Genomic DNA, 26,329 nt, shown 5'->3' on the forward strand with positions numbered 1-26,329 from the left:
AATCACGCGAGTCACGTCCCCAATCACGCGAGTCACGTCTTTGCTCACGCCGCGCCTCTGTTCCTAGTCCGTGAAGGAGGACCGGTGTTTGTTGATCTACGGCTGACCTGTGTGGCTCTGTTCCAGACCGGGTCAAGCGTTGTCGATGAAGGATTTGGGACGTTCAGTGTCCCAAATCCTTCATCAACGAACCCAAAACGTGGAGGAGCCAGGACGTTCAACGCCCCGAACCCCTCAGGTTCGACCCACACCAGTGGGTGAGCAAAGACGAGGCCCTCAAGGAGGCCTTCACGGACTTTCGACCAGTAGGTACAGAGGGCACGGTTGGCTCGAAGCCGAAACGCCACTCACGACCATCTGTACCGATCGACTTCCGGCCCCTGCCCACGTTGCGAAACCCTGCCAATTCACCTTGTCCCGTAAAGAAACCGCGCACTAACCGAGTGCGGCGCGAAGCCGCTGGTCCCGTTCTTCCGGCGTCTGCCGGGGGCAACTGGTGCACTTCGGATTGCCGGCTTCGTAGATCAGGCAACAGGAAGCACGGCGCACCACGGTGTTCCGTCCGACCCGGGAGAACCGAGGCTCCGGCATCCCGAGCCCGATCGCGGCCACGAGCGGTGCCGCCAGCGCGATCGCCCGTTCGGTGTCGCCGGTCCACAGCAGGCGGTTGCCGATGGAATCCGTCGCGATCGCGCCCAGCGCGCGCGGATTCGCTTTGGTGACAGCCGAAATCGTGCCGATCGCGGTGCTCAGCGTTCCGGCGAACGCGGCACCGAGTTCGGCCAGACCGCCGTCGAGGGTCCGGGAAGACCGGGCGCCGGTGAAGCGACCGTCGGGGACGAGGTCGATCGTGACGGCGTCGAGTGACGGGTCCAAGGGTTCGCCGCGGACGAGGGATTCCACCGAAGGAGCGACGAGGACGGAGGAGAGCGAGTACCACCAGATCGTGCCGAGGACTTCGGGCCGTGAGCAGCCGTAGAGCTTCGCGGCGCCGCCGATGCGGGCGCTGACCCAGGCGGCGTCGGCGAGCAGTGTCGCGGGTGCCTCCATCAGGACACCGGCCGGTACAGCGTGACGCTGAACGAAATGGTGACGTCCACCGATCCGGTGATCGCGTCGAGGCGTTCACGTCTGCCGTCGCGGTGGAGGTGATGCGCGCTCGGGCCCATCTCCACCACCTGACGGATCTGGGCGGGCTTCAACGCCACCTGCTGGGTGACCTCGTGCCGGTCCACCCGGGTGAAGCGTTCGCCGAGGGTGTCCTCCAGCCGCGCGTCCTTGCTGCCGTCGACGGAGATCACCAGGTCGCCCAGCTCCCGGAGGTGGCCGGGGTTCGGCGTCGCGACGACCAGCAGCCCGTCCTTTGTCAGGACGCGGTGGAACTGCGGGGCGTTGCGCGGTGCGAAGACGTTGAGGATCAGCGACGCGCTCGAATCCGCCACCGGCCAGGGCTCCCAGAGATTCCACACGGCCGCGCCCGCGCGCGTGTGCGCGCGAGCGGCCCGGCGCAGGGCGACGGCGGAGACGTCGAGCGCCAGTCCGTACGCGGCGGGAACGGCGTCGAGCACGTGCGCGAGGTAGTAGCCCGTGCCCGCGCCGGCGTCGATGACCATCCCGTCCTCGATGTGCTCCGAAGCCACCTTCGCGAGAGCGTCGGCGAGGGGCAGGTAAACACCCGACGAGAGGAGGTCGACACGGGCCGCGACCATCGGCGCCGTGTCCGCGGTGCCCGCCGGGATGCGGGCATGCAGAAGGTTGACGTAACCCTGCTTCGCCACGTCGAACGAGTGGCCCCGATCGCAACGCACCGTGCGCTCGGTTACCCCGACCGGGTCACCGCAGACCGAACACCGCAACGACCGGACGATCGCCGGTGGCAGAGGGTCATGGCCGAATACACGCGCGTTCATGTCCCTATTCGACCACGAGGTTTCGCAACCGGACAGAACGCACCAGGTCAGCGGAAACCTGGCCGTAACAACGCCGCACCGACAGTTCACGCGGGTGAAACCTGAATCGCCGCCCGAGGAAACACCCCGGTCCAAAGATTCCTGCGCAGTACACCCCAGGCACGGGAGGAAGATTGTGCTGAACGCAGGAGACACCGCATGGGTGTTGATCAGCGCCGCGCTGGTCATGCTCATGACACCGGGATTGGCGTTCTTCTACGGCGGCATGGTCCGCGCGAAGAGCGTTCTGAACATGTTGATGATGAACTTCATCGCGCTCGCCGTAGTCGGTGTCCTCTGGACGCTGTACGGCTTCACGATGGCGTTCGGCAACGACGTGGGCGGCGGGTTGCTCGGGAACTTCGACTTCGCGGGTCTCTCGACCATCTCCGGCAAACTCGCCGGATTCGCGACCGCCGCGACCAGCACCACGCCCGAGGTCGCCTGGCCCGGCGCGGACGCGCTGCCGCTGTTCGCCTTCGTGATGTTCCAGCTGATGTTCGCGATCATCACGCCCGCGCTGATCTCCGGTGCCATCGCCGACCGCGCCAAGTTCTGGGGCTGGACGCTGTTCGTCGCGGTGTGGGTGACCATCGTGTACTTCCCGGTCGCGCACTGGGTGTTCTCGTTCAACGGCTTCATCAGCGCCGATTCCGTCGGCGGCTGGATCGCCAACCAGCTCAAGGCGCTCGACTTCGCCGGCGGTACCGCGGTCCACATCAACGCCGGTGCGGCGGGTCTCGCGCTCGCGATCGTGCTCGGCAAGCGCAAGGGCTGGCCGAAGGGCACCGGACGCCCGCACAACGTGCCGTTCGTGCTCCTGGGCGCCGCGCTGCTGTGGTTCGGCTGGTACGGCTTCAACGCCGGTTCGTCGCTGGCCGCCAACGACCTCGCCGCCGTCGCCTTCACCAACACCACCGTCGCGACCGCGGCCGCCGTGCTCGGCTGGCTGATCATCGAGCAGATCAAGGTCGGCAAGCCGACCACCCTCGGCGCCGCTTCCGGTGCCGTCGCGGGTCTCGTCGCGATCACCCCGGCGGCGGGCTTCGTCAGCCCGCTGGGTGCCATCGCCATCGGTCTCATCGCCGGTGCCCTGTGCGCCCTGGCGATCAGCCTCAAGTTCCGCTTCGGTTTCGACGACTCCCTCGACGTCGTCGGCGTCCACCTCGTGGGTGGTCTCGTCGGCACGCTGCTCATCGGCTTCTTCGGCACCACCAGCGTCAACTCGCTCGGCGTCGACGGCCTCTTCTACGGCGGCGGCCTCGGCCAGCTGGGCAAGCAGGCGCTCGCGGCGGCCGTGGTCCTCGGCTACTCGTTCGTGCTGACCTTCGTCATCGGCTGGGTGATCAAGAAGCTCGGCGGATTCCGCGTCAGCGCGGAGGACGAGGTCAGTGGTATCGATGAGGCCCAGCACGCGGAGAGCGCGTACGACTTCACCGGTTCGGGCGGCGGCCTCGGCCAGCCGAGCTCCATCCCGGTCAAGACGTCCACCGGAACCGCGGCCACGAAACTCGAGGAGAGCAAGGCATGAAGCTGATCACCGCGATCGTCAAGCCGTTCACGCTCGACGACGTCCGCTCCGCGCTGGAGCAGCTGGGCGTGCTCGGCATGACGGTCAGTGAGGTACAGGGCTACGGCAGGCAGAAGGGCCACACCGAGGTCTACCGGGGTGCCGAGTACTCCGTGGACTTCGTGGCGAAGCTGCGGGTCGAGGTCGTCACCGACGATTCCAACGTCGAGAAGGTCCTCGACGCGATCACCACGGCCGCCCACACCGGCAAGATCGGTGACGGGAAGATCTGGGTGACGCCGGTGGAGACGGTCATCCGGGTACGCACCGGCGAGCGCGGCTCGGACGCCCTATAGGCGCCCACGATGGCCGACGGGGGTGAACTGGTCAAGGCCACCGAGCGTTTGCTCGAGGGCAGGCACGGGAGGTTGGGCGCGGCCGCGTTGCGCGCGGCATGCGTCGACCTCTACGAATTCTGGTTGGGCAAGGGCGCTTCGGCGGCCGGCGTCGACACCGCTGAACCCGGTGTCGCGCTGGCCGCCGTCGGCGGCCTGGGGCGCAGCGAACTGGTGCCCTTCTCCGATCTCGATCTGTTGTTGCTGCACAACGGGAACTCGCGGGTCGGCGAGATCGCGGACGCGATCTGGTACCCGTTGTGGGACGCCAAGATCGGCCTGGATCACTCGGTCCGCACGCCGGGTGAGGCGCTGAAGGTGGCGTCGGAGGATCTGCGGACCGCGATGGGGCTGCTCGACATCCGACACATCTCCGGGGACGCGGAAATCACCGCCAGGCTGGCCGCCGCGGCACGGGACCAGTGGCGGCGGACCGCCCGGAAGCGGATGGACGAACTGTCGGACGCGGTCCGGCAGCGCTGGGCCCGCAGCGGTGAGATCGCACAGTCCGCCGAGCCGGATCTCAAGCACGGTCGAGGCGGCCTTCGCGACTTCGCCGTCCTCGAGGCGCTGGCGGCGGCACAGCTGACGGCGAGGCCCGGCGAGGAACTGCGGGCGGCCAAGAGCCTGCTGCTCGACGTCCGGACGGAACTGCGTCGCGAACTGCGCCGGGAGCGGGACATCCTCAGCGCGCCGGAAGCCGAGACGGTCGCGGGCGAACTCGGCTTCGGCGATCGGTTCACGTTGGCGCGCAAGCTTTCCGGCGCCGGGCGGACGATCGCGTACGCGGTCGACGTCGCGCTCCGGTCCACTGTGGAGCCACCGAAGGCGCGGTTCGGCCGCCGTCCGGTGCGGACTCCGCTCGACGAGGGTGTCGTCCTGCACGGCAACGAGGTCGCGCTGGCGCGGGACGCCTTGCCCGCCAAGGATCCGGCCCTGCTGCTGCGGGTCGCCGCGGCGTCGGCCCGGATCCGCAAGCCCATCGCGCACGGGACCCTGCGGGCACTCGCCGACACCGCGCCCGAACTGCGTGCGCCGTGGCCCGCCGACGCCCTCAAGGCGCTGGTGGAACTGCTCGGCGCTGGCGAAGGACTCGTCGACGCCGTGGAGGCGCTGGACCGCACGGGCCTTTGGGCGCGCCTGTTCCCCGAATGGGGTGCGGTGCGGGATCTCCCGCCGAGATCGCCGGTGCATTCGTGGACCGTCGACCGGCATCTCGTGCGGGCCGCGGTCGAGGCGTCGAAACTGACGACCACCGTCTCGCGGCCGGACCTGCTGCTGATCGGCGCGCTGCTGCACGACATCGGCAAGGGCCGCGACGCGGACCATTCCGAACTCGGCGCGAAGATCAGCGCGCAGGTGGCGGCCCGGCTCGGGTTGTCGACGGCCGATTCGGCGCTGGTGTCGGCGATGGTGCGGCATCACCTGTTGCTGCCGCATACCGCGACGCGGCGCGACATCAGCGATCCCGCCACGATCCAGCGGGTCACGAAGACCCTCGACGAGAACCTCGTCCTGCTGGAACTGCTGCACGCCCTGACGACGGCCGATTCGCTGGCCACCGGGCCGGGCGTGTGGACGGACTGGAAGGCGCGCCTGCTCGCCGAACTGGTGTCCGGTTGCGAAGAAGCGTTGCACGGCAAGGGGTTCGTACCGCCGGAGCCGATGGGCGCCGAACAACGGGAGCTCGTCGCCGAAGCCGTCGCGTCCGGCCGCGGCGAGGTGCGCATCACCGCCGCCGGCAAGGTGGTGACGGTGGTGCTCGCGGTCCCCGCTCGCGCGGAACTGCTGGCTCCCGCGGCCGGGGTGCTCGCGCTGAACTCGCTCGAAGTCCACGCGGCGGTGCTGCGCGGGCACGACGGAGGACGGGCGGGAGTCTTCACGGCGTCACCGAAATTCGGCTCGCTGCCCGACGTCACACTGCTGCGGGAGCAGTTCGCGCGGGCGGTGGCGGGGACGCTGCCGCTCACGCAGCGGCTCGCGGCGAAGGAACGGGACTACGGCGGAGGGGAGACGCCGCCGGCCGGGGCGAAGGTGATCTGGTTCGACGATGAGACCAGCGGGCGCGACACGGTCGTCGTCGAACTGCGGGCCGCGAACCGGATCGGGCTGCTGTACCGGGTCGCGGGCGCGTTGCGCCGCTGCGAGGCCGAGGTGCGGTGGGCGAAGGTGGCCACACTCGGCGGTGCCGTCGTCGACTCGTTCGCCGTCGCGCCGCGTAGTGGCCGGGTCGACCAGGCGTGGCGGTCGAAGGTCGAAGCGGCGCTGCTGGCGGCAGCTTCCTGACGTTCGGGGTGTCGTGCGGGTCACGGAAGGTGGCGGTGGCAGGATGTGCGCGGTCGAGACCTGAAGGAGCCGGAGGGGGTGAGCGCGTGCCCGGTCCGCAACGCGTCACGCTGCCGCCGACCGTCGTCGCCTCCCATCTCCGCGCGTGCGCGGACGACCTCGCCGTCTCCCTCACCGCGTCCGGTCCCGCCGCGACCGTGCCCGAGCTGCTCAGTGTGGTCCGGCACCTCGTCGCGGGCCAGCAGGCGCTGGCCATCGCGCTCGAAGGTATGGCGGGCCGGGTCGAAGGGGGCGGCGAAGGCGCGCTGGCCACCGCCCCGACGGTCGACGTCGAGGTGGTCGCCGAAGTGCTCCGTGCGGCGGCCACCGCTGTCGACTGTTCGGCCGAGGCACTCGCCGAATCGCGTCCGTCATTCGAATGTGTGAGCGATTCAGTAGCCCCTGACACCCGTTTGTAGCTGTCCCGCCGCTTCGGCGCGTGGATACGCTGACCAGGCGGAGGTGGGCCATGCGCGCGGTGTGGAAAGGCACGATCGGATTCGGGACCTACGCCATTCCGGTGAAGGCGTACAGCGCGACCGAGGAGCACAACATCCCCCTCCATCAGGTGCACGAGCCGGACGGCGGCCGGGTGCGGGTGAAGTGGGTCTGCGAGGTCGACGGCGCCGAGGTGCCCGCGGCCGAGATCGCGAAGGGGTACCCGGTCCCCAACGGCGACGTCGTCCTGCTGACCGCCGGCGATTTCGCGTCGCTGCTCGCGCCGACCACCCAGTCGATGGACGTCGTCGGCTTCACCCCGGCCGACCAGGTCGACCCGATGTACTTCGCGCGCAGCTACTACCTGGAACCGGAGCCGGCGGGCACCAAGCCGTACGTGCTGTTGAGCGAGGCGCTGCAGCAGTCCGGGCGGATCGCGATCGTCAAGGTGACCTTGCGGCAACGCGAGACGCTGGGCGCGCTGCGCGTGCGGGACCAGGTGATCCTGCTCGAGACGATGCTGTGGCCCGACGAGATCCGGCGGCCGGACTTCCCGTTCCTGCACGAGGACGTCGATCTGCGGCGCGGGGAACTGCGGAACGCGGTCTCGCTGATCGAAGACCTCACGCGGGATTTCGAGCCCGGCCGGTACACCGATCGCTACCGTGAGGCGCTCGAAGCGCTCATCCAAGCCAAACTGGACGGCGACGACGTCCTCCAGCCGACCGCGGCCGAACAGGCCGAAGGTGTGACGCGGCTGCTGGCAGCCTTGCAGCAGGGCCCGGTCGAGAAGGCCAACGAAGCGGCGGAGAAGGCACGCCAGGCGCGGACGCGGGCGAAGCGGGCTTCGTCGTCGGCCAAGACCAGTTGAGTAGATCTACTCAGGGGGAGTTGGGGGTCTTCACGCTGCCGTGACCCCAGGGTGACCGGGCAAGGTTATGCCATCGCGCGGAGAGAGCGCGGGCAGCGAATCGCCTGGTACTGGGGGTCCGGCGATACCGAGTCCCGCGAAGCTCGCCAAGTGTGCTTACGGTCGGCTCGCGGGGAGGCGAGCCTTCCGTAGGGGCTCCGGTACCGGTCTGCGAGGGGCGATCGGTCCCGGAGCCCTGTTTGCGTGCTAGAGCCGCTTCGCCGCACGGAACGCCTTCGCGTAGGTGCCTTCGCCGTCGATCAGCGAGGTGCCACCGGCGTCGCCGAAGGTCGGGCCGTTGGCGACCTTCCGGCTCGACAGGACCCGCCGCCTGCCGTCACTGTCGAGACCGAGATAAATGCCCGTGTGCGACACCCGGGGCCCGAGCGCCGGCTCCAGGTTGAAGAACAGCAGATCGCCGGGCTGGAGGGCCGAATAGTCCACGGCCTGCGTCTTGGCGTCCTCGATCAACGGGGTGCCCGGCCCGAGCTCCGACATCGCCCAGGCACGCCGCGGCAACCCCGGCCCTTTCGTGTTGGTTCCGAGCAACGGGTAGCCCGCGCGGTAGCCGTAAACCATGCGCACGAAGCCGGAGCAGTCGAGCGAGCCGAACCGAGCCCGCTCCGCCTTCTCGTGCTTGTCGGGGAAATCCCAGTCGATGCCGAGGTAGTCGTAGAAGTCCGACTTTTCGAGGCGGCCTTCGGCGCTGTCGGGACCGAAGGCCGCGTCGCCCGCTATACGGAGCTTCTTGGATGTCTGGGGAGCGAAACCGTCGGTGTATTGCAGGGCTATCGCCAGCAGATCCGGCGACGTGTCGCCGAGTGCCTTGGGCAGCCAGTCGCGGAACCACGCTTCGTTCTCCGCGCCCGCTTTCCACGGTTCGGGAGCGAACCGGATCCAGGCGGACGAGGTGACGGTGGCCGGGGTGAACTTCGGTTCGGCGAACGTCCGGCTCTTACCGGTCAGCATGGCCGAGCGGGATCCGTCGGTGAGGGCCGCCAGTTGAGTGCCGAGGGAATCCCGGACGACGGTCCTGGCGGGGTTTTCGAGCCGTTCGTAGGTGTATCCACCGATCGCGGCGTCGCGATCCGCGACCGCCGACGCCGAAACCGCGGTGATGTCCTGCTTCTCCTGCTTCGCGACGTAGACCGCCGCGGTGCCCGACACCCCGATCACCGCGGCCAGCACACCGATCCGGATCGCTTTGCGCATCGACGTCCTCACAACGTGGGAACCAGCCCGACCAGCACGCCGCTGATCAGGATCGCGTAACTGGCGAGGCTCACGCCCCCGGTGGCGAGGACGGTCGCGGCCGGCGGTTGCCGGACCAGCTGGTAGGCCACCAGCCCGGGGACCACGAAGCCCAGCGTCTGGTGCACGAACAACAGCGGGAAGTCGGCCTGCAGGACCAGCAGCAGGGTGGTCTGCAGGACGACCCCCAGCAGGACCACCGCGGCGAACAGGCGTTTGCCGTACAGGATCACCACCCGCTGCAGGATCTTGGTGCCCGCATAGGTCAGCGCGGTCATGAGCACGATGATCGCCGCGCGCCGGAAGTCCTCGACGATGGTCAGCGCGATCCAGCCGGGCGTGATCATGCCGCCGGGGGACAGATTCGTGGTCAGGTAGCAGACCAGGGAAAGCAGCAGTCCGATGGCGAGCCCGATGGTGGCGACCTCGGGGGAGAGCGAAGTGGTGAGCATCAGGAGGCGGCCGTTTCCAGTTTCGCGAGTTCGTCGATGAGCAGTTCGCCCTGACCGTGGATGTTGCCGATGGCGATCAGCGACGCGTGCCGGTCGATACCTCCGATGATCTTGCGCAGCAGCTCTTCGGACGGCCGTGAGCCGCCGAGGTCGACGACGCGGTCCTGCCACTCGTCGGGGATCGCGATCCGGGCGCTGCGCGTCGGCTCACCGATCAGCACCACCCGTTCCGGTGCGACCCGCGGGATCAGCGCGCCCATCTGGCCGTTGCGCTCGACCCGGTCGGGGCGGCAGTTGATGATCACGTGCAGCGGATCGGCGATCGCCCCCTGTGCACGGAGCTGGTCGATGTTCATCAGGGTCGATTCGGGATCGTTGGCGGCGAAGACGTTCGCGAAGCGCACGAGCCGCCGTCCCGCGCGGTAGCGGTGGACCTGGAGCACCCCGGGATCGGGCGGTGCGTCCCACATCCCTTCCAGCGCCAGGCGCCGGTTGACCTTGAGCAGGTCGGCGACGGCCAGCGCGATCGCCACGTTCTCCTTGAACGTGATCCAGCCGAATCCGCGCATCTCCTCGTCGGTGACGCTCTCCGGATCGACGGCGATCAGGCGGCAGTTCCGTTTGTCCGCCTCCTCCTGGAGGATCGCGAGCCGGTCCTTCTCCGCGGTGAGGCAGATCCCGCCGACCGGCATCGAACGGCTCAGCGAGCGTGCCACGTCGTCCAGCGTCGGTCCCATCTCCGCGAGATGGTCCTCCCGGACGTTGCACAGCACGCCGATGGTGGAGCGGATCAGCTTGCTCTGGTTGATCTCCTGGAGGTCCGGCATCACCGCCATGCACTCGATCACCAGCGCGTCGGGCCGGTACGCGGCGGCACGGCGGACGATGCCGATCTGCTCGACGACGTTGGCGATGCCGAACTTGCGGTAGACCGGCTCCTCACTGCCGTCGGGGTGGATGAACCGGGCCGCCGTGCCGGTCGTCTTCGCGGTCGTCACGAGGCCGCCGCCCCGCAGCGCGCCCGCGCAGAGGCGCGTGATCGACGATTTCCCGCGGATGCCGTTGACCAGTACCCGGGTCGGAATGCTGTGCAGGTTGCGGTAGTGGCGGCGCTGTTCGGCGACGCCCGCCGCGAGCATCGCGACCGAGGCCGTGAGGAGCACGAAATAGAGGAACGTCATCGCCGGCTCCGGCCTCGTTCCGCCAATTCGGGCTCACGGTGCCGCCGTGCCTGCGGCTCGGCCGACCGCGGCGCGCGGGGTTTCCCCGGCTGTGGTTCGCGCCTCCGGGCCTGCCGTGGCCGGTCACGATCGGGCTCGATCCGCTGGAGCAGTTTGGTCTCGTCGGTCGCCGCGCCGACCGGACGGCGGACCTCGCCGAGGCGGGCCTTGCCGTCGGTCAGCGCTTGACGGCAGATCTCGACACAGGAGGCGATGGTGCCGATCTCGTCCTGGCGCTGGGGGTAGACCACCGCGCCCATGCCGACGCCCTTGGCGATCGGCACGGCGCTTTCGGCCACCCGCCGCAACGGCAGGACGACGACCAGCAGGTGCCAGGCGAACGACATCAGGGCGACGACGGCCGTGAGGAGCGCGGCGACCCTGGCACCCGAGCGCACGGTGTTGTCGGCGACGCCCAGGGCGCCGATCGGCTGGTCGGCGACCACGACCCAGTTCAGTTCGGCGACACTGCCTTCGTCGGCGAGGCGGCTCGCGACGACCAAGGACGAATCGGTGCTCTCACGGGCGTCCTTGCCGGATTGTGCGGCGACGACGTTCTTGACCAGCACGGAGTCGGTGAGTTCGGAGAAGGCGAGGTAGCCCTGGGTGTCGGCGATGGTCCGCTTGCCCTCGTCGACCACCCGGACGCGGCCACCGGCCGAGCCGAGCACCGACGCCATCCTCGGTATGTCGTACTCGGCGACCAAGACGTTCTTCGAGTCCGGCAACTGCGCGAAGGCGTACACCACGGGCACCCGGCCGCTGGTGTTGTGCTGGCGGATGCCCGAACCCTCGGGCAGCTTCCCCGTATCGCGAAGCGACTCGCGCCCCTCGCTGTGCAGCACCTTGCCTTCCGCGTCGGCGACGTAGACGCTGCGGAACCGGCTTTCGTTCTCGGCGAGCTCCCCGAGCATGCCGTCGAGCCGGTCAGGCCGCACGGTGGACCCGAGCCGGGCGACGGAGCGCAGATCGCCGAGCCCCTGGGCGAGGCTGCGGCGCAGGGTTTCCGCCGAATGCGTGACGCGGCCGCCGTACTCGCTGAGCACGGCGGGGGAGACCGCGGCGTGCTGACGGCCGAGGGTCGCGGCGACGGCGACCGACCAGCCGAGCAGCGCGAGGGTGACCATCGCGACGGCGAGCTGCGCGGAGAGGATCGGCTTCACCTTGGCGCCGGGCCGTCGCCTGGCGAGTTTCGACCGGTAGCGCTCCACCGCGCGGGTCAGCCGGTTCACCTCGCGGATCCTGGACTGCCGCACCGGCTTGCCGAGCTCGCCCGCCGCGACCGCGAGCGCGTCGGCACGAAGGCGGAGGACCGGTTGCACGACGGTGCGCCGCAGCAGCACGAACCCGGCGATGGCGAGTACCAGCAGGACGGCGGCCGGAATCAGGCCCGGCCAGCGGACCGGCACCGGCTCGACCGGGAACCGGCTGAGGGTGACGGCCGACATTCCGAGACTTCCCGTGGTGCCGTCCGACACGATCGGGGCATAGGACACGACCGGTGCGATCCGCTCGCCCGGTTTGGCCGGATCCGTCGCGGCGTCGCCGGTGAGGACACCCGATTCCCCTGTCGCGGCGGCCGCCGCCGCGCGGGTGAGCAGGCTCTGGGCGACGCTGTCGGTTTGGGGTACATCGGCGCCGGACGACGAGAGCAGTGCGCCGTCCGGGGTGACCAGCCGGATCTGCCGCACGGTGCCGTTGTCGAGCTCCGCCGAGACACCACGCAGCGGGGTCGACACGACGAGGAGCCTGCCGGCGCGGGCGCCGGTGAGCGGCAGCGCGGTGAGGACGAGCGGACTGTCGCCGGGCCGGGCGATCGGACGGACGACGAGATTCGTGACGTCGACGTCGCGGAGGTTCTCGACCGCCACCGGCTCACCATGGGTGGCCACGACCCTCTTCGCGGCGGGGTCGAAGACGGCGATTCCGCGCCAGTCGGGGTATGTCTCGCCGAGGCGGGCGAGAACCGCGTTGTCGGAGGTCTCGTCGAACACGCCGGAGTCGAGGGCGACGCGCAGGTCGCCCGCCGCCGAGGTGGCCGAGGTGGCCAGCGTCTGGGCGAGCGCGGTGGTCGCTCGCTGCCTGCCCGCGGTGACCTCGTCCGGGACCTGCCCGTCCGTGTCCGCGCGGAGCAGCGAGAGCGGCCCGGCCGTCGACAGGTAGAGGGCGGTGAAGGCGGTGATCACCAGGAGCAGGACGAAGGTCGTCACGGAGGCGACCCCGACACCGCGGGGGAAGCCCGCTTCCGGGATCTGGTCGCGCAGGCGCGCCGCGGGGTCGGGCTGGTCCTTCTGCCGCTTCACTGGCCTTTGGCCCTTCGATTCAATCGGCTGATTCGCGGCTCACGTCGGCCTATAGCGGAACGTGTTCCCGATCGGGTTACAGCGAGGTATCAAAAGTGTCGGCGAGGACGTTACAGTCCGCTGCAATGTCGGCAAAGCGCGGATCAGGCTACCCGTTCGGCTTAATCAGTAGAGTCGGGTGGTGATCAGCCGAACTCGAATGTTGCTCAGCGTGACCGGCGTAGCCGCCGCGCTGGCCTTGGTGCTGACCCTCGTGCTGGTCCTCGGTGACGACGAGTCACCGCGACCCCCTCTCGACCTGGAGGCAGACCTGAGTTCGCTGGTCGCGGGATTCACGTCGTCACTTTCCGCTGAGCAGGACTACCGATCGCCCGAGGCGGGAGAACGTCGCACGGCAGCCGCCGGATTCGCCGCGGTGCTGGACGCCGCGCCCGCCGGTGCGGTGGACCTCGGAAAGCTCGGTTTCGCGGTGCGCGACGGGGTGGACCGCAAGACCGGGCGGCCCTACACGCTGGTGATGAACGAATCCGGTACCGAGCGCTCCTGGGGGATGTACTTGATCGACAGGTCGGCTCCGCCGTCGCTGGTGGTCGAGGTCCCGCACCCCGCGTCCGATCTCCGCACGGAGTCGTTCGGCCTCGACTACTTCCGCCGGGTGCCGGGTGCGGTGCTGCTGATCGCGGGCGCGCACCGGAAGGCGGACGATGGCCGCGCCGACGTCGCGCACGAAGTGGACTCCGTCTTCCACGTGGTGGCCACCACCCTGGCCGGACGAGGTCTGCCGCAGGTCCAGCTGCACGGCTTCGACGACCAGAACATGCCCGACGACGACATCGTGCTCTCGTCCGGCGCGACGGTGGCCGGCCCACCGGCCCGGCGTGCCGCCGATCGGCTCGCCGCCGCCGGGCTCGCCGTCTGCCGGGCTTGGGAATCGTCCTGCGGAGCGCTGGAGGGGATGAAGAACGTTCAAGGCAAGGCCGCGGCGAAGGGCGGGACGGTTTTCCTGCACGTCGAGATGAGCCGTACGGTCCGCGAATCCAGCGCCGCCCCCGCGAACGTGATCCAGGCTCTGGCCGAAGCCGACCTCCGCGAACCCTGAGCCCGCGCGATCGGGTCTTCTCGACCGTGTCAACGTCCGCCCCGAACACCGACTACCCTGGGAAGCCGCCGGTTCGTACCGGCGAGCCACAACGACCCCGCTGGAGCGTGCACACCCGTGTTCGACACCCTCTCCGATCGGCTCACGTCCGCCCTGCAGACCCTGTCTCGCAAGGGCAGGCTCTCCGACGCCGACATCGACGCCACCGCGCGCGAGATCCGGATCGCGCTGCTCGAGGCGGATGTCGCGCTGTCTGTGGTCAAGGACTTCATCGCCCGGATCAAGGAGCGCGCCAAGGGCGCCGAGGTGCACGGCGCGCTGAACCCGGCGCAGCAGGTCATCAAGATCGTCAACGAGGAACTCGTCACCATCCTGGGCGGCGAGACCAGGCGGCTCACGTTCGCGAAGAACCCGCCGACGGTCATCATGCTCGCGGGTCTGCAGGGTGCCGGTAAGACGACGCTCGCGGGCAAGCTCGCGATGTGGCTGAAGAAGCAGGGCCACGCGCCGATGCTGGTCGCGTGTGACCTCCAGCGCCCCAACGCGGTCACGCAGCTGCAGGTCGTCGGCGAGCGGGCCGGGGTCGCGGTCTTCGCGCCCGAGCCCGGCAACGGCGTCGGCGACCCGGTCGACGTCGCCCGCCGCGCCATCGACGAGGCCAAGCGCGCCCAGCACGACATCGTCCTCGTCGACACCGCCGGCCGTCTCGGTGTCGACGAAGAGCTGATGAAGCAGGCCGCGGACATCCGCGACGCCGTTTCGCCGGACGAGACGCTGTTCGTCGTCGACGCGATGATCGGTCAGGACGCGGTCACCACGGCCGAGGCGTTCCGCGACGGCGTCGGCTTCACCGGTGTCGTGCTCACCAAGCTCGACGGTGACGCCCGCGGTGGTGCCGCGCTTTCGGTCCGCCAGGTCACCGGCCAGCCGATCCTGTTCGCCTCCAACGGCGAGAAGCTCGAAGACTTCGACCTCTTCCACCCGGACCGGATGGCCAGCCGGATCCTCGGCATGGGTGACGTGCTCAGCCTCATCGAGCAGGCCGAGCAGCACTTCGACCAGGAGAAGGCCGAGCAGACCGCGGCCAAACTCGGTAGCGGTCAGCTCACACTCGAAGACTTCCTCGAGCAGATGCTCGCGGTCCGCAAGATGGGCCCGATCGGCAACCTGCTGGGCATGCTGCCCGGCGCCGGGCAGATGAAGGACCAGCTCGCGCAGGTCGACGACAAGCAGCTCGACAAGCTGCAGGCGATCATCCGCGGGATGACCCCCGCCGAGCGGGCCGACCCGAAGATCATCAACGCCTCGCGCCGCGTGCGGATCTCGAAGGGGTCCGGTGTCGCCGTCCGCGACGTCAACGACCTGGTCAACCGGTTCTTCGAAGCGCGCAAGATGATGGCGCAGATGGCGGGCCGCTTCGGCTTCGGCGGCGGAGGCGGCGGCAGCAAGAACCGCAAGGGCAAGAAGGGGAAGAAGGGCAAGGGGCGCGGCCCGACGCAGCCCAAGGTCCGCGGTGGTTTCCCCGGCGGTATGCCGATGCTGCCCCCCGGCGGCGGGATGCCCGGCGGGATGCCCGACCTTTCGCAGCTCGGCGGCATGAACGACGTACCCGGGTTCGACCCGAAGAAGTTCAAGCTGCCGAAGGACAAGTAGCCCGTGGAGGCGCTGCACCTGGCGGGTGTCGTCCTGCCGGACGGCGAGCACCGTGAGCTGTGGGTCACCGGCGGCCGGATCACGACCGAACCGGTGGCCGGGGCGGAAACCGTTGTCCGGGAAGGCTTTCTCGTTCCCGGACTGGTCGACGCGCATTGCCATCCCGGTATCGGGGTCGGTGGGGCGACCACCCTCGAAGAGGCCGCCGAGCAGGCGATCACCGATCGCGACGCCGGGACTCTGCTGATCCGCGACTGCGGGCTGCCGATCGACGTCCGGCCGCTGCAGGAGCGGGCCGACCTGCCGCGGATCATCCGCGCCGGACGGCATCTCGCCCTGCGCAAGCGCTACATCCCGGGCCTGGGTATCGAACTCGAGGACCCTTCCGAGCTGCCGAAGGCGGTCGCCGAACAGGCCCGTGACGGCGACGGCTGGGTCAAACTCGTCGGCGACTGGATCGACCGGGGCATCGGCGATCTCGCGCCGCTGTGGCCGGACGACGTCCTCGCCGAGGCCATCGCCGCCGCGCACGCCGAGGGCGCCAAGGTGACGGCGCACGTGTTCGGCCAAGCCGCGTTGCCCGGTCTCATCGACGCGGGCATCGACTGCCTCGAACACGGCACGGAGCTCTCGTCGGACCAGCTGGACGTCCTCGCCGAACGCGGCATCGCGCTCGTGCCGACCTTGATCAACATCGAGAACTTCCCCGGTATCGCGGACAAGGCGGGCAAGTATCCGGTGTACGCGGACCACATGCGGGCGCTGCACGCCGGCGTGGGGGAGATGGTCTCGACGGCGATCGAGGCGGGTGTCCGGGTGTACGCGGGAAGCGACGCGGGCGGCATGGTCGAGCACGGCAGGCTCGTCGACGAGATCGAGGCACTGCACAAGGCGGGCATGTCCGCGGAGCAGGCGCTGGCTTCGGCTTCGTGGGCGGCTCGCGACTGGCTCGGCGTGCCGGGAATCGTCGACGGCGCCTCGGCCGATCTGCTCGTTTACCCGTCCGATCCGCGTGAGGATCTCGCGGTGCTCCGCCATCCGAGCCATATCGTGCTGCGTGGCAAGATCTACGCCTGACCCGACTCCACGTGTGACCGGAGCGGTACCTAGCGTGGAGGCGTGGTGGACGACGGGCAGGCTCGCGAGCGTCTGGTGCTCGGAGCGCACTGGGGTTTCGTAGCGTTCTTCGCGGGCATCGCCGGATACCACCTCGTCACGCTCGTCATGAGCTTCCTGATGTCGGGCCGCTTCGGCGGCTACGACCCGCTCGAACTCCGTGACGTCGGCCCGCTGCTGATCCTCGCGTTCCTGCCGACCCTCGTGCTCGGACTCGGCCCAGTGGTCGGTTCACACGTCTGGGGACAGGGGCTTCGCACGGACTTCGGGCTCAAACCCACGTGGCGCGACGTCCGGATCGGGCTCGCCTGCGGAGCCGCCGCACTCGCCGCCGGCTACCTCCTCAACCTGCTCCTGCTGGCCGTCTACGGGACCGACAGCGACGACAGGACCTTCTCCGACGTCTCGCCCGGACCGATCACCGAACTGTCGGGAACCACCGAAGGCGACACGATCTGGCTGGTGCTGGCCGCGGTCATCGTCGTCCTCGCCGCTCCCGTCACCGAAGAACTGCTCTTCCGCGGCACGCTGTGGAACGCCATGGGCTTCCATCGCCTGCCTTCCTGGGTGATCCTGCTGGTCACCGCGCTGGTGTTCGCCCAGTTGCACGGAGAGGCCGCGCGCACGATCGCGTTGTTCGGCCAGGGCATCGCCATCGGTCTGGCCCGTTATCTGTCGGGCCGGGTGAGCGCGTCCGTGATCGCGCACGCGGCCAACAACCTCCCACCGGCTGTATTGCTCTTCGCGGCGAGGTGATCGCCGGTCCAGGCGGTTAGAGTCTTTGAGTAACCGAACGATCACCGGAGGATCGGCGTGACCGTATCTCAGCCCAGGGAGCCGATCCCCGAGGCGGCGCCGCCGGACGAACTCCCAGAAGAAGTCATTGCCGGAGGTGAGGTGGCCGCGCCCGACACGCCACCGCCGCATCGCTGGGGATTCGGGGCCTTCCTCCTGGTGGAGGCCGTCCTGCTGGCGTCGGCGGCGTTCATCAGCGTCCTGCTCGGCGACGTCCAGCCCGGTCAGCCCCTGCCGATGCGCATGGTGCTGCTGGGCACCATGCTGCCGACGATGATCGCGGCGGGCGTGGCGCTGCTGATCACCCGGCTGCGGGGCAACGGCCCGTTCGTCGACCTGCGGATCGGCTGGAGCTGGGCCGACGTCAAGGTCGGCCTCAAACTCGGGGTGCTCGGGCTCGGGTTCACCTCGCTCGCCGCCTGGGCCTGGACGCAGGTCGTGGGCAACGAGAACGCGACCTCGGCGATCAGCGCGCTCGTCGAGGATCGGCGGATGTCGGTCTCGGCCGCCGTCGTCATGTTCATCTACCTGTGGTTGGTCGGGCCGATCTGCGAGGAGATCATCTACCGCGGCCTGCTCTGGGGCGCGGTGGAACGGCTGACCTGGCGCACCGAACGCTGGGGGAGGATCGCGGCGTTCCTGGTCTCCACGGCGGTTTTCGCGGCGAGCCACCTCGAACCGCTGCGCACCACGTTGCTGCTGGTGATCGCGATCCCGATCGGGCTGGCCAGGGTGTTCACCGGGCGGCTGCTCGGCAGCGTGGTCGCCCATCAGGTGAACAATTTCCTCCCGGCCGTGACGATCCTGCTCGCCTCGCTCGGGATAGCCGCGTTCTGACGGCCGATCAGCGTCTGGCAGAATGTACGCTTGCCTGCTTTGGCCGGACCCTCTCACCGCGCCCGAGCTCACCCTTCGGGTGTGCGCAGCCGTGTCCCCACTCGGCTGGCGTGCGCCTTCCACATGCATCAGAGAGAACTGAGGAGTACCCACACCCGTGGCCGTCAAGATCAAGCTGCAGCGTCTCGGCAAGATCCGTGCGCCGTACTACCGCATCATCGTCGCCGACGCGCGCACCCGCCGTGATGGCAAGGCCATCGAGACGATCGGCAAGTACCACCCCAAGGAAGAGCCGAGCTTCATCGAGGTCGACACCGAGCGGGCCCAGCACTGGCTGTCCGTCGGTGCCCAGCCGACCGAGCCGGTCCAGCGCATCCTCGAGATCACCGGTGACTGGCAGAAGTTCAAGGGCCTGCCGGGCGCCGAGGGCACCCTGAAGGTCGCCGAGCCGAAGCCGTCGAAGCAGGACCTGTTCAACGCCGCGCTCGCGGCCGCCGGTGACTCGGCCTCCGCCGAAGCCACCACGCCGAAGAAGAAGTCCGCCCCGAAGAAGGCCGAGGCCGAGAAGGCCGAAGCCGCCGAGGGTGACAAGGCCGAGGCGTGAGCTTCCTCGCTGACTCCCTCGAGCACCTGGTGCGCGGGATCGTCGACAACCCGGACGAGGTCCGGGTCGAGCTGCTGACCACTCGCCGTGGCCGCACGCTCGAGGTGCACGTGCACCCCGACGATCTCGGCAAGGTGATCGGCCGGGGCGGTCGTACCGCGACCGCCCTGCGCACCGTCATGGGCGGTATCGGTGGCCGCGGCGTCCGCGTGGACGTCGTCGACACCGATCGCTGACCAAGGACTGAACGGGATGGACGTCGTAGTCGGCCGGATCGCCAAGGCGCACGGAATCCGCGGGGAACTCGCGGTGGACGTGCGCACGGACTCGCCGGAACAGCGGTTCGCGGTCGGTTCGGCCGTCACGACGAAGCTGCGTGACGGCAGCAGCAGAGACCTCACCATCGCAGCCGCCCGCGAACACAGCGGGCGGCTGCTGGTGCGTTTCGAAGAGGTGCTGACCAGGGACGTCGCGGAGACCCTCCGCGGCGCGCTGCTGATCGCCGACACTTCGACGCTGCCGCCGACCGAAGACCCCGACGAGTTCTACGACCACGAACTCGAAGGCCTGCGGGCCGAACTGGCCGACGGCACCGTCGTCGGCAAGGTGCTCGAAATCGTGCATTCGCCCGCCGGCGAACTGCTGTCGATCGAGCACGACGGACGTGAGGTGCTGGTGCCGTTCGTGAAGGCGATCGTCCCGGCCGTCGACGTCGCGGGCGGCCGTGTGGTCCTCGACCCGCCGGAAGGCCTGCTGGACGCCTGATGCGCCTCGACGTCGTCACGATCTTCCCCGAATACCTCGACCCGCTCCGCGCCGCGTTGCTCGGGCGCGCGATCGACCGCGGCCTCATCGAGGTCGGCGTCCACGACCTGCGGAACTGGACGCACGACGTCCACCGCGCCGTTGACGACGCCCCGTACGGCGGCGGACCCGGCATGGTGATGAAACCGCAGGTCTGGGGTCCCGCCCTGGACGAGGTCTGCGGCGAGAACACCCGCCTCGTGGTCCCGACCCCCGCCGGACGGCCCTTCACCCAGGCCATGGCCCACCAGTACGCCGCCGAGGAACACCTGGTGTTCGCCTGCGGCCGCTACGAGGGCATCGACCAGCGGGTGATCGACGACGCCGCGCGGCGGATGCCCGTCGACGAGGTCTCCATCGGCGACTACGTGCTGGTCGGCGGCGAGGCCGCGGTGCTGGTGATGGTCGAGGCCGTCGTCCGGCTGCTGCCCGGGGTGCTCGGCAACTCCCGCTCCGCCGAGGAGGATTCGTTCTCCGACGGGCTGCTCGAAGGCCCCAGTTACACCCGGCCAGAGGTCTGGCGCGACCTGGCCGTGCCCGACGTACTGCGCTCGGGAAACCACGCGCTGATCGACCGCTGGCGCCGCGACCAGGCGCTGGAACGCACCGTCCGGCGCAGGCCCGAACTGATCGGCCTGCTGCCGGAAGGTAGTCTCGACAAGCACGATCTCAAGGTCCTCGACCGGTTGGACGAGGGCAGCGACCAGGCCGGGTCAACCGCCTGAGTCCTGGTCTGCAATACTTGACAGGTTGGCGTGAGTGGACGCGCGGCTTCGCAGCCGGCGCCGTACACCGGAACGCCATCAGCCCCCGGGTAGGTCGCAGTGCCCGACACTGCGCGCCCAAGCTGCACGTAAGCCATACGAAGACGAGGACGGACCACCGATGAACACCCTGGACGCGCTGGACGCGCAGTCACTGCGTTCCGACATCCCGGACTTCCGACCGGGCGACACGCTCAAGGTTCACGTCCGCGTCATCGAGGGCAACCGCGAGCGCAACCAGATCTTCCAGGGCGTCGTGCTGCGTCGCCAGGGCGGCGGCATCCGCGAGACCTTCACGGTCCGCAAGGTGTCGTTCGGCATCGGCGTGGAGCGCACCTTCCCGGTGCACTCGCCGAACATCGCCGAGGTCGAGGTCTTCAAGCGCGGTGACGTCCGCCGGGCGAAGCTGTACTACCTCCGCGAGCTGCGCGGCAAGGCCGCCAAGATCAAGGAACGCCGCGAAAACCGCGAGACGACCTCCGCCAAGTAGGTAGCCACTCGGTTACAGGTAACCTGGCGTCGTGGTCGAACCCGTGTCCCAGAACACCTCCGAAGACGAGCCCGATCGCCCCGAAGAGGAGCGCCCCACGCGGGCCTCCCGCCGGGGCCGATCCGGTTCCAAGAAATTCGGCAAGGTCAACAAGAAGCGGTCGTTCTGGAAGGAACTGCCGATCCTGATCGTCGTCGCGCTCGTGCTGACGATCTTGATCCAGCAGTTCCTCGCCAAGGTCTACATGATCCCCTCGGGGTCGATGGAGACCACTTTGCACGGCTGCTCGGGATGCACGGGCGACCGGATCCTGGTCGACCGGATCACGTACGACTTCACCGATCCCGCCCCCGGCGACGTGGTGGTCTTCAAGGGCCCGCCCGCCTGGGTCGGCGAGATCGACACGCCGGAGTCCAGCAACATCTTCGTCACCGGATTCCGCACGCTGGGTTCCCTGATCGGGTTCGCGCCGCCGGACGAGCGTGACTTCGTCAAGCGGATCATCGCGGTCGGCGGCCAGACGGTCCAGTGCTGCGACAACAACCGCGTCGTCGTCGACGGCAAGGCACTCGACGAGCCGTACGTCCACTGGGAAGAGGGCATGGCCCCCACCGAGCGGACGTTCGAGCCGGTCAAGGTGCCCGCCGGCTACGTCTGGGTGATGGGCGACAACCGCAACAACTCCAGCGACTCCCGTATCCAGGGTGGCGGTGGGGTCAACGGTGCCGTCCCGGTGGACAACATCATCGGCAAGGCACGGGTCATCGTGCTCCCGCCCGGCCGCTGGGGTGGCGTTTCGGACCACAACCCGCAGGCGAACGCTCAGCCGCTGGCGCTCGGCGCCCCGGCTTGGCAGCAGGGGCTCCCCTTGGGAGTCGGTATCGCCGCGGCGTGGCCCGTGCTCTTCCTCGGCAGGCGGATGTCGGCCGGAGTGCGCAAGGCGGTCGACCGGAGGCGGTAAGGCCTTGAGAGTTCCTGTACCGCTCACACCGGCCGAGCCGCTTCGGCCGCCGCGGGCAGTGGTGCGTGGCGACCTCTTCTGGGGTTTGCAGGGTGCGCTGGACCGGCGGGGCCTCGGGCCCGTCGCCGGAGTCGACGAGGCAGGGCGCGGTGCTTGCGCCGGCCCGCTCGTCGTGGCCGCCTGCGTCCTGCGTCCCGGAGACGCCGCCCGTCTGCCCGAGCTCACCGACTCGAAGGTGCTCACGGCGAAGGCGCGCGACCGGGTGTACGACCGGGTCGTCCAGCGTGCGGTCGACTACTCGGTCATCGTCATCCCGGCGGCCGAGGTCGATCTGTTCGGCATCCACGTCATGAACCTCGAAGGCATGCGGCGAGCCGTTTCGGCGCTACGGAACACGCCCGGCTACGTCCTGACCGACGGATTCCGCGTCTCCGGGCTGCCCGCCCCGAGCGTCCCGGTGATCAAAGGGGACAAGGCCGTCGCGTGCGTGGCGGCGGCTTCCGTGCTGGCGAAGGTCACCAGGGACCGGATCATGGGCGACCTGCACGACGTCCATCCGCACTACGGTTTCGACGTGCACAAGGGGTACAGCACCACCGACCACAGCGCCGCGCTGAACACTCACGGTCCGAGTCCGGTCCATCGCTGGTCGTACGCCAACGTGGCCACCGCGGCCGCCGCGCACCGGGTGCGGCCGCCTCACCCGGTCGTGCTGACCGTCGCGGCACTGGAAAACCCGAGCGTGCCGATACGTGCCCTCGGCCCGTACGTGGGTAACAATGAACGCTCCGCCGCTGGAACAGCAGCAAAATCGCGAGGAGGGGCGCGGATTTCATGAGCGCAGAGGATCTCGAGAAGTACGAGACCGAGATGGAGCTCTCGCTTTACCGCGAGTATCGCGACATAGTCGGCCAGTTCTCGTACGTGGTGGAGACCGAGCGGCGGTTCTATCTGGCCAACGCCGTCGACGTGCAGGTGCGCGACGGCGGTGGCGAGGTGTACTTCGAGGTCCGCATGTCGGACGCCTGGGTCTGGGACATGTACCGGCCCGCCCGGTTCGTCAAGCACGTCCGGGTCATCACGTTCAAGGACGTCAACGTCGAGGAGCTCGACAAACCGGACCTCCGGCTGCCGGAAGACGGACCGTTCTCCGGCTGATCCCCTAAGTACGTGAAGGCCCCGTTCACGGCGCTGGCCGCCGTGAAGGGGGCCTTCACGTATCCATCCCGGGGCGCATAGCACAGCCCACCGACGATTCCGCCCGCCAAGCCCCCATGACGGCCGAACCATCCACAACACCCCGGTTGTCCACAGGTGCCGAAATCGGGTCTGTCCCCAACCCCCTCACCCTGGCAGCGTCGATCGCACACGCACTGTGACGATCGCTGAGGGGGATCGAGATGACGAGCATCGCCGAACAGCCGCCCGCCGGGGCACCACGGATCGAACTGGGCCGCTGGGGTGAGGACCTCGCGGTCCGGCATCTGGAGAAGAGGGGCTATGTCGTCCTGAGCCGCAACTGGCGTTGTCGTGACGGCGAACTGGATCTCATCGCGACCGACAGGAAGCGCCTCGTCTTCTGTGAGGTGAAGACGAGGACGGGGCTGGGTTTCGGCACCCCGGCCGAGGCGGTGACCCCGGACAAGGCGGATCGCATCCGCCGTCTCGCGTACCAGTGGCAGCGCAAGTTCATGCTCCGCTGGGCCCCGGTCCGCTACGACATCATCGCGATCGTCGCCTCGCTCGACGCCCCGCCCCGGGTGCGGCATATCAAGGCGGCGTTCTGAATGGCGCTGGCGAAGGCATGGTCGGTCGCGCTTCTCGGCGTCGAGGGCCGCATGATCGAGATCGAGGCCGATATCGGCGGCGGATCGCCGAAGGTGACGATGGTCGGCCTGCCCGACACGGGGCTGAAAGAGGCCAAGGACAGGGTCCGTTCCGCCGTGCGCAATTCCGGGCGGACCTGGCCGGACGAGAGGGTGATCCTCGGCCTGTCGCCGGCGAATCTCCCGAAGGTGGGGTCCGGCTACGACCTGGGGATCGCGGCGGCGGTCATGGCCGCCACGGGCGCGGTCCCCGCCACGAAGCTGCTGAACACCATGCTGCTCGGTGAGCTCGCCCTCGACGGCCGGGTACGGGCGGTCCGCGGGGTCCTGCCGGGGCTGTTGGCGGCGCGCGATGCCGGGTACAGCCGGGCCGTCGTCCCCGCCGAGTCGCTGTTCGAAGCCGCTCTCGTGGACGGCGTGGAGGTCGGCGGAGTGGCGCGGCTGAGCGACTTCGTGGACTGGCTCAAGGGCGAAGGAGAGCTCACCCTCCCCGAACCGTCCGTCGTCCAGGCGCCGCCACAGGTACCCGACCTCGCCGACGTCGTGGGGCAGCCGGAAGCGCGATGGGCGCTGGAGGTGGCCGCGGCCGGTGGGCATCACCTGCTCATGACCGGTCCGCCCGGGGTGGGCAAGACGATGCTCGCGAAACGCCTGCCCGGTCTGCTTCCCCGATTGACCGCCGAAGAGTCGCTGCAGGTGACAGCGGTGCATTCGATCGACGGTTCGCTCTCCCGCGCCGAACCGCTGGTCACCGTGCCGCCGTTCGTCGCGCCGCATCATTCGATCAGCGTGCCCGCGCTGATCGGCGGCGGAAGCGGCCTGGCCGTGCCCGGCGCGATCAGCCGCGCGCACCGGGGGATCCTGTTCCTCGACGAGGTGTGTGAATTCGGCCCGGAGCGGCTGGAGTCGCTGCGCACGGTGCTCGAAGAGGGCGAAGTGCGGATCGCGAGAGTCAAGGGCGCCGTGCGATACCCGGCGCGTTTCCAGCTGGTGCTGGCGACCAACCCCTGCCCTTGCGCCCCGGCGAAGGACGCCGACTGCACGTGCTCGGCGACCGTGCGGAGGCGCTATTTGGGCCGCCTGTCCGGGCCATTACTCGATCGGGTGGATCTGCGGGTTCGGCTGCGCCCGCTGTCCGCGCTCAGCGCGCATTTGAGCGAGCCGCCCGAGGCGTCGGCGGCCGTTCGGGAGCGGGTGCTGGAGGCACGCGAGCGCGCAGGGAAACGCTGGGCGGAGCAAGGCTGGCTCACGAACGCGGAAGTGCCCGGTCCCGCGCTGCGCCGAGAGTTCGCCCTGCCGTCGCAGGTCACGGCGCTGCTGGACCGCGCGTTGGAGCGGGGCGCGATCACCGCGCGCGGCGCCGACCGCTGCCTTCGCATCGCTTGGACGCTCGCCGATTTGAAGGGAGCCGACAAACCGGAGCCGGACGAGGTCGCGGCGGCGCTGAACTTCCGGGAGAGGTCATCCGGATGAGTGAACTCGAAGCCGAACGTCTCGCCCGGTCGTACCTCCTGCGTGTGGCCGAGCCCCCGGCACCCGCTTTGGCCGGTTTCGTGGGCGAATTCGGCCCTGTCGTCGCCGCGGAAAGGGTGCGTCGCGCCGACTGCCCGCCGAAGGTGCGTGACGAAACGGCCGCCCGGCGAGCGCACGACTACGCCGAGCGGGATCTGGAGCGCGCCGCGGCCGACGACACCAGGCTCGTCATCCCCGAAGACGACGAATGGCCTGCCTGGCCGTTGCTTTCACTGGCGGTGGCGCAGGGCAGGGGCGTTTCCGGCATGGCGCCTCCGCTGGCGTTGTGGGTCCGCGGCCCGGTCAAGCTCGGCGAAGCGGTCGACCAGGCGATCGCGATCGTCGGTGCCCGCGCGGCGACCGGATACGGCGAGCACAACGCGGCCGAAGTGGGCTATCACCTCGCGAGCCGGGGGATCCCGGTGTTCTCGGGAGCGGCGTACGGCATCGACGGCGCGGCCCACCGAGGTGCGTTGAGCGCGGACGGGACGACGGTCGCCGTGCTCGGCTGTGGAGCCGACGTCGGGTACCCGGCACAGCACGCGACCTTGTTGCGCAACATCGGAAAGGTCGGCGCGGTGGTCAGCGAGTACCCGCCGGGTACGACGCCCGCGAGGCATCGGTTCCTCGTCCGGAACAGGCTCATCGCGGCGCTCACCGAAGGGACCGTCGTGGTCGAGGCGGGCAGGCGCAGCGGCGCTCGGAACACCGCGACCACGGCCGGGGCCCTCGGCAAGGTCGTGATGGCCATGCCGGGGCCGGTCTCGTCGGGGATGTCCGCCGGCTGCCACGCGCTGATCCGCGAAGGCGAGGCAACGCTGGTGACCTCGGTCGACGAGATCCTCGAGACCGCCGGACGGTTCGGGGCGGAGGGGGCGGATCCGGCGAAACCGCGCCGCCGCACCGATCGGCTCGGTCCGGAGGCGCTGCGCGTGCACGACGCGCTGTCCACCCGGTCGGCGAGACCCGAGGAAAGGCTCGCGGCCGAGTCGGGCATCCCGGTCGAGCGCGTCCGCTCGCTGCTTCCCGAACTGGAACTCGACGGCTTCGCGGAAAGGAGTGACACAGGGTGGCGAAAACGGACCGCCAAGACCTGACTGGCCTACACCCGAGAC

At 69.3% G+C, this 26,329-nt stretch carries 27 protein-coding genes; 21 read left to right on the forward strand and 6 right to left on the reverse strand.

Annotated features, from left to right (window positions below):
* Positions 1 to 435 precede the first annotated feature (435 nt).
* Both ED92_RS24535 and ED92_RS24540 read right to left on the reverse strand, forming a co-directional pair.
* On the reverse strand, positions 436 to 1,050 hold the full coding sequence (locus ED92_RS24535; RefSeq protein ID WP_037342302.1) for a (2Fe-2S)-binding protein: 615 nt from the start codon (positions 1,048 to 1,050) through the stop codon (positions 436 to 438).
* The gene (locus ED92_RS24540) at positions 1,050 to 1,910 is read right to left on the reverse strand and encodes a putative RNA methyltransferase (RefSeq protein WP_063777621.1); all 861 of its coding nucleotides are present in this window, start codon (positions 1,908 to 1,910) and stop codon (positions 1,050 to 1,052) included. The genes ED92_RS24535 and ED92_RS24540 overlap by 1 nt, the downstream gene beginning before the upstream one ends.
* A 175-nt stretch (positions 1,911 to 2,085) precedes the next feature.
* Between ED92_RS24540 and ED92_RS24545 the strand changes: the two genes are divergently transcribed.
* From ED92_RS24545 to ED92_RS24565, 5 genes are all read left to right on the forward strand, one after another.
* Entirely contained in the window at positions 2,086 to 3,480 is a 1,395-nt protein-coding gene (locus tag ED92_RS24545; RefSeq protein WP_052120827.1) for an ammonium transporter, read from the forward strand.
* On the forward strand, positions 3,477 to 3,815 hold the full coding sequence (locus ED92_RS24550; RefSeq protein ID WP_020630602.1) for a P-II family nitrogen regulator: 339 nt from the start codon (positions 3,477 to 3,479) through the stop codon (positions 3,813 to 3,815). The genes ED92_RS24545 and ED92_RS24550 overlap by 4 nt, the downstream gene beginning before the upstream one ends.
* A 9-nt stretch (positions 3,816 to 3,824) precedes the next feature.
* Positions 3,825 to 6,140, forward strand: a complete 2,316-nt coding sequence (locus tag ED92_RS24555) for a [protein-PII] uridylyltransferase (protein ID WP_037342304.1) — start codon at positions 3,825 to 3,827, stop codon at positions 6,138 to 6,140.
* 86 nt (positions 6,141 to 6,226) lie between these two features.
* Complete coding sequence (locus ED92_RS24560; protein WP_037342305.1) at positions 6,227 to 6,598, forward strand: hypothetical protein; 372 nt, start codon at positions 6,227 to 6,229, stop codon at positions 6,596 to 6,598.
* Between the two features lie 50 nt (positions 6,599 to 6,648).
* On the forward strand, positions 6,649 to 7,488 hold the full coding sequence (locus tag ED92_RS24565) for a Ku protein (protein WP_037342306.1): 840 nt from the start codon (positions 6,649 to 6,651) through the stop codon (positions 7,486 to 7,488).
* A gap of 246 nt (positions 7,489 to 7,734) precedes the next feature.
* On the opposite strand, the gene ED92_RS24570 is transcribed toward ED92_RS24565, so the two are convergent.
* From ED92_RS24570 to ED92_RS24585, 4 genes are read right to left on the reverse strand one after another with little or no spacing between them, the layout of a single operon-like run.
* A complete protein-coding gene (locus ED92_RS24570) occupies positions 7,735 to 8,739 on the reverse strand; it encodes a C40 family peptidase (protein WP_037342307.1) in 1,005 nt (334 codons plus the stop codon).
* Between the two features lie 8 nt (positions 8,740 to 8,747).
* Positions 8,748 to 9,230, reverse strand: a complete 483-nt coding sequence (locus ED92_RS24575) for a poly-gamma-glutamate biosynthesis protein PgsC/CapC (RefSeq protein WP_037342308.1) — start codon at positions 9,228 to 9,230, stop codon at positions 8,748 to 8,750.
* A complete protein-coding gene (pgsB, locus tag ED92_RS24580; RefSeq protein ID WP_037342309.1) occupies positions 9,230 to 10,411 on the reverse strand; it encodes a poly-gamma-glutamate synthase PgsB in 1,182 nt (393 codons plus the stop codon). The genes ED92_RS24575 and pgsB overlap by 1 nt, the downstream gene beginning before the upstream one ends.
* A complete protein-coding gene (locus ED92_RS24585) occupies positions 10,408 to 12,753 on the reverse strand; it encodes a HAMP domain-containing protein (protein ID WP_037342310.1) in 2,346 nt (781 codons plus the stop codon). The genes pgsB and ED92_RS24585 overlap by 4 nt, the downstream gene beginning before the upstream one ends.
* A gap of 211 nt (positions 12,754 to 12,964) precedes the next feature.
* Between ED92_RS24585 and ED92_RS24590 the strand changes: the two genes are divergently transcribed.
* From ED92_RS24590 to dprA, 16 genes are all read left to right on the forward strand, one after another.
* Positions 12,965 to 13,852 carry a hypothetical protein gene (locus ED92_RS24590; protein ID WP_235213358.1) on the forward strand — a complete coding sequence of 296 codons (888 nt, stop codon included), beginning with the start codon at positions 12,965 to 12,967 and terminating at the stop codon, positions 13,850 to 13,852.
* A gap of 117 nt (positions 13,853 to 13,969) precedes the next feature.
* Positions 13,970 to 15,505, forward strand: coding sequence for a signal recognition particle protein (gene ffh / locus ED92_RS24595; RefSeq protein WP_007032900.1), 1,536 nt, complete (start codon positions 13,970 to 13,972; stop codon positions 15,503 to 15,505).
* A 3-nt stretch (positions 15,506 to 15,508) separates the two neighbouring features.
* Complete coding sequence (locus ED92_RS24600) at positions 15,509 to 16,582, forward strand: amidohydrolase family protein (protein WP_037342311.1); 1,074 nt, start codon at positions 15,509 to 15,511, stop codon at positions 16,580 to 16,582.
* A 45-nt stretch (positions 16,583 to 16,627) separates the two neighbouring features.
* Positions 16,628 to 17,377, forward strand: a complete 750-nt coding sequence (locus ED92_RS24605) for a CPBP family intramembrane glutamic endopeptidase (RefSeq protein ID WP_081975901.1) — start codon at positions 16,628 to 16,630, stop codon at positions 17,375 to 17,377.
* Positions 17,378 to 17,434: 57 nt separating this feature from the next.
* Complete coding sequence (locus ED92_RS24610) at positions 17,435 to 18,253, forward strand: CPBP family intramembrane glutamic endopeptidase (protein WP_037342313.1); 819 nt, start codon at positions 17,435 to 17,437, stop codon at positions 18,251 to 18,253.
* 157 nt (positions 18,254 to 18,410) lie between these two features.
* Positions 18,411 to 18,857, forward strand: coding sequence for a 30S ribosomal protein S16 (gene rpsP / locus ED92_RS24615; protein ID WP_037342314.1), 447 nt, complete (start codon positions 18,411 to 18,413; stop codon positions 18,855 to 18,857).
* Positions 18,854 to 19,093, forward strand: a complete 240-nt coding sequence (locus ED92_RS24620) for an RNA-binding protein (RefSeq protein WP_003103110.1) — start codon at positions 18,854 to 18,856, stop codon at positions 19,091 to 19,093. Before rpsP ends, ED92_RS24620 begins: the two co-directional genes overlap by 4 nt.
* 16 nt (positions 19,094 to 19,109) lie before the next feature.
* Positions 19,110 to 19,622, forward strand: a complete 513-nt coding sequence (rimM, locus tag ED92_RS24625) for a ribosome maturation factor RimM (protein ID WP_037342315.1) — start codon at positions 19,110 to 19,112, stop codon at positions 19,620 to 19,622.
* A complete protein-coding gene (trmD, locus tag ED92_RS24630; protein ID WP_037342316.1) occupies positions 19,622 to 20,386 on the forward strand; it encodes a tRNA (guanosine(37)-N1)-methyltransferase TrmD in 765 nt (254 codons plus the stop codon). Before rimM ends, trmD begins: the two co-directional genes overlap by 1 nt.
* Before the next feature lie 160 nt (positions 20,387 to 20,546).
* Positions 20,547 to 20,915, forward strand: a complete 369-nt coding sequence (gene rplS / locus ED92_RS24635; protein WP_005154717.1) for a 50S ribosomal protein L19 — start codon at positions 20,547 to 20,549, stop codon at positions 20,913 to 20,915.
* A gap of 31 nt (positions 20,916 to 20,946) precedes the next feature.
* The gene (gene lepB / locus ED92_RS24640; RefSeq protein WP_016336230.1) at positions 20,947 to 21,876 is read left to right on the forward strand and encodes a signal peptidase I; all 930 of its coding nucleotides are present in this window, start codon (positions 20,947 to 20,949) and stop codon (positions 21,874 to 21,876) included.
* Positions 21,877 to 21,934: 58 nt separating this feature from the next.
* Entirely contained in the window at positions 21,935 to 22,714 is a 780-nt protein-coding gene (locus tag ED92_RS24645; protein WP_007032893.1) for a ribonuclease HII, read from the forward strand.
* Complete coding sequence (locus ED92_RS24650; RefSeq protein ID WP_003096226.1) at positions 22,711 to 23,034, forward strand: DUF2469 domain-containing protein; 324 nt, start codon at positions 22,711 to 22,713, stop codon at positions 23,032 to 23,034. The genes ED92_RS24645 and ED92_RS24650 overlap by 4 nt, the downstream gene beginning before the upstream one ends.
* A gap of 242 nt (positions 23,035 to 23,276) precedes the next feature.
* A complete protein-coding gene (locus ED92_RS24655; protein ID WP_037342317.1) occupies positions 23,277 to 23,663 on the forward strand; it encodes a YraN family protein in 387 nt (128 codons plus the stop codon).
* The gene (locus ED92_RS24660) at positions 23,664 to 25,175 is read left to right on the forward strand and encodes a YifB family Mg chelatase-like AAA ATPase (protein ID WP_037342318.1); all 1,512 of its coding nucleotides are present in this window, start codon (positions 23,664 to 23,666) and stop codon (positions 25,173 to 25,175) included.
* Positions 25,172 to 26,311, forward strand: coding sequence for a DNA-processing protein DprA (dprA, locus tag ED92_RS24665; protein ID WP_037342319.1), 1,140 nt, complete (start codon positions 25,172 to 25,174; stop codon positions 26,309 to 26,311). The genes ED92_RS24660 and dprA overlap by 4 nt, the downstream gene beginning before the upstream one ends.
* Positions 26,312 to 26,329: the final 18 nt, after the last annotated feature.

The sequence above is a fragment of the Amycolatopsis sp. MJM2582 genome, assembly GCF_000754115.1.
In the GTDB taxonomy this organism is placed as follows: domain Bacteria; phylum Actinomycetota; class Actinomycetes; order Mycobacteriales; family Pseudonocardiaceae; genus Amycolatopsis; species Amycolatopsis japonica.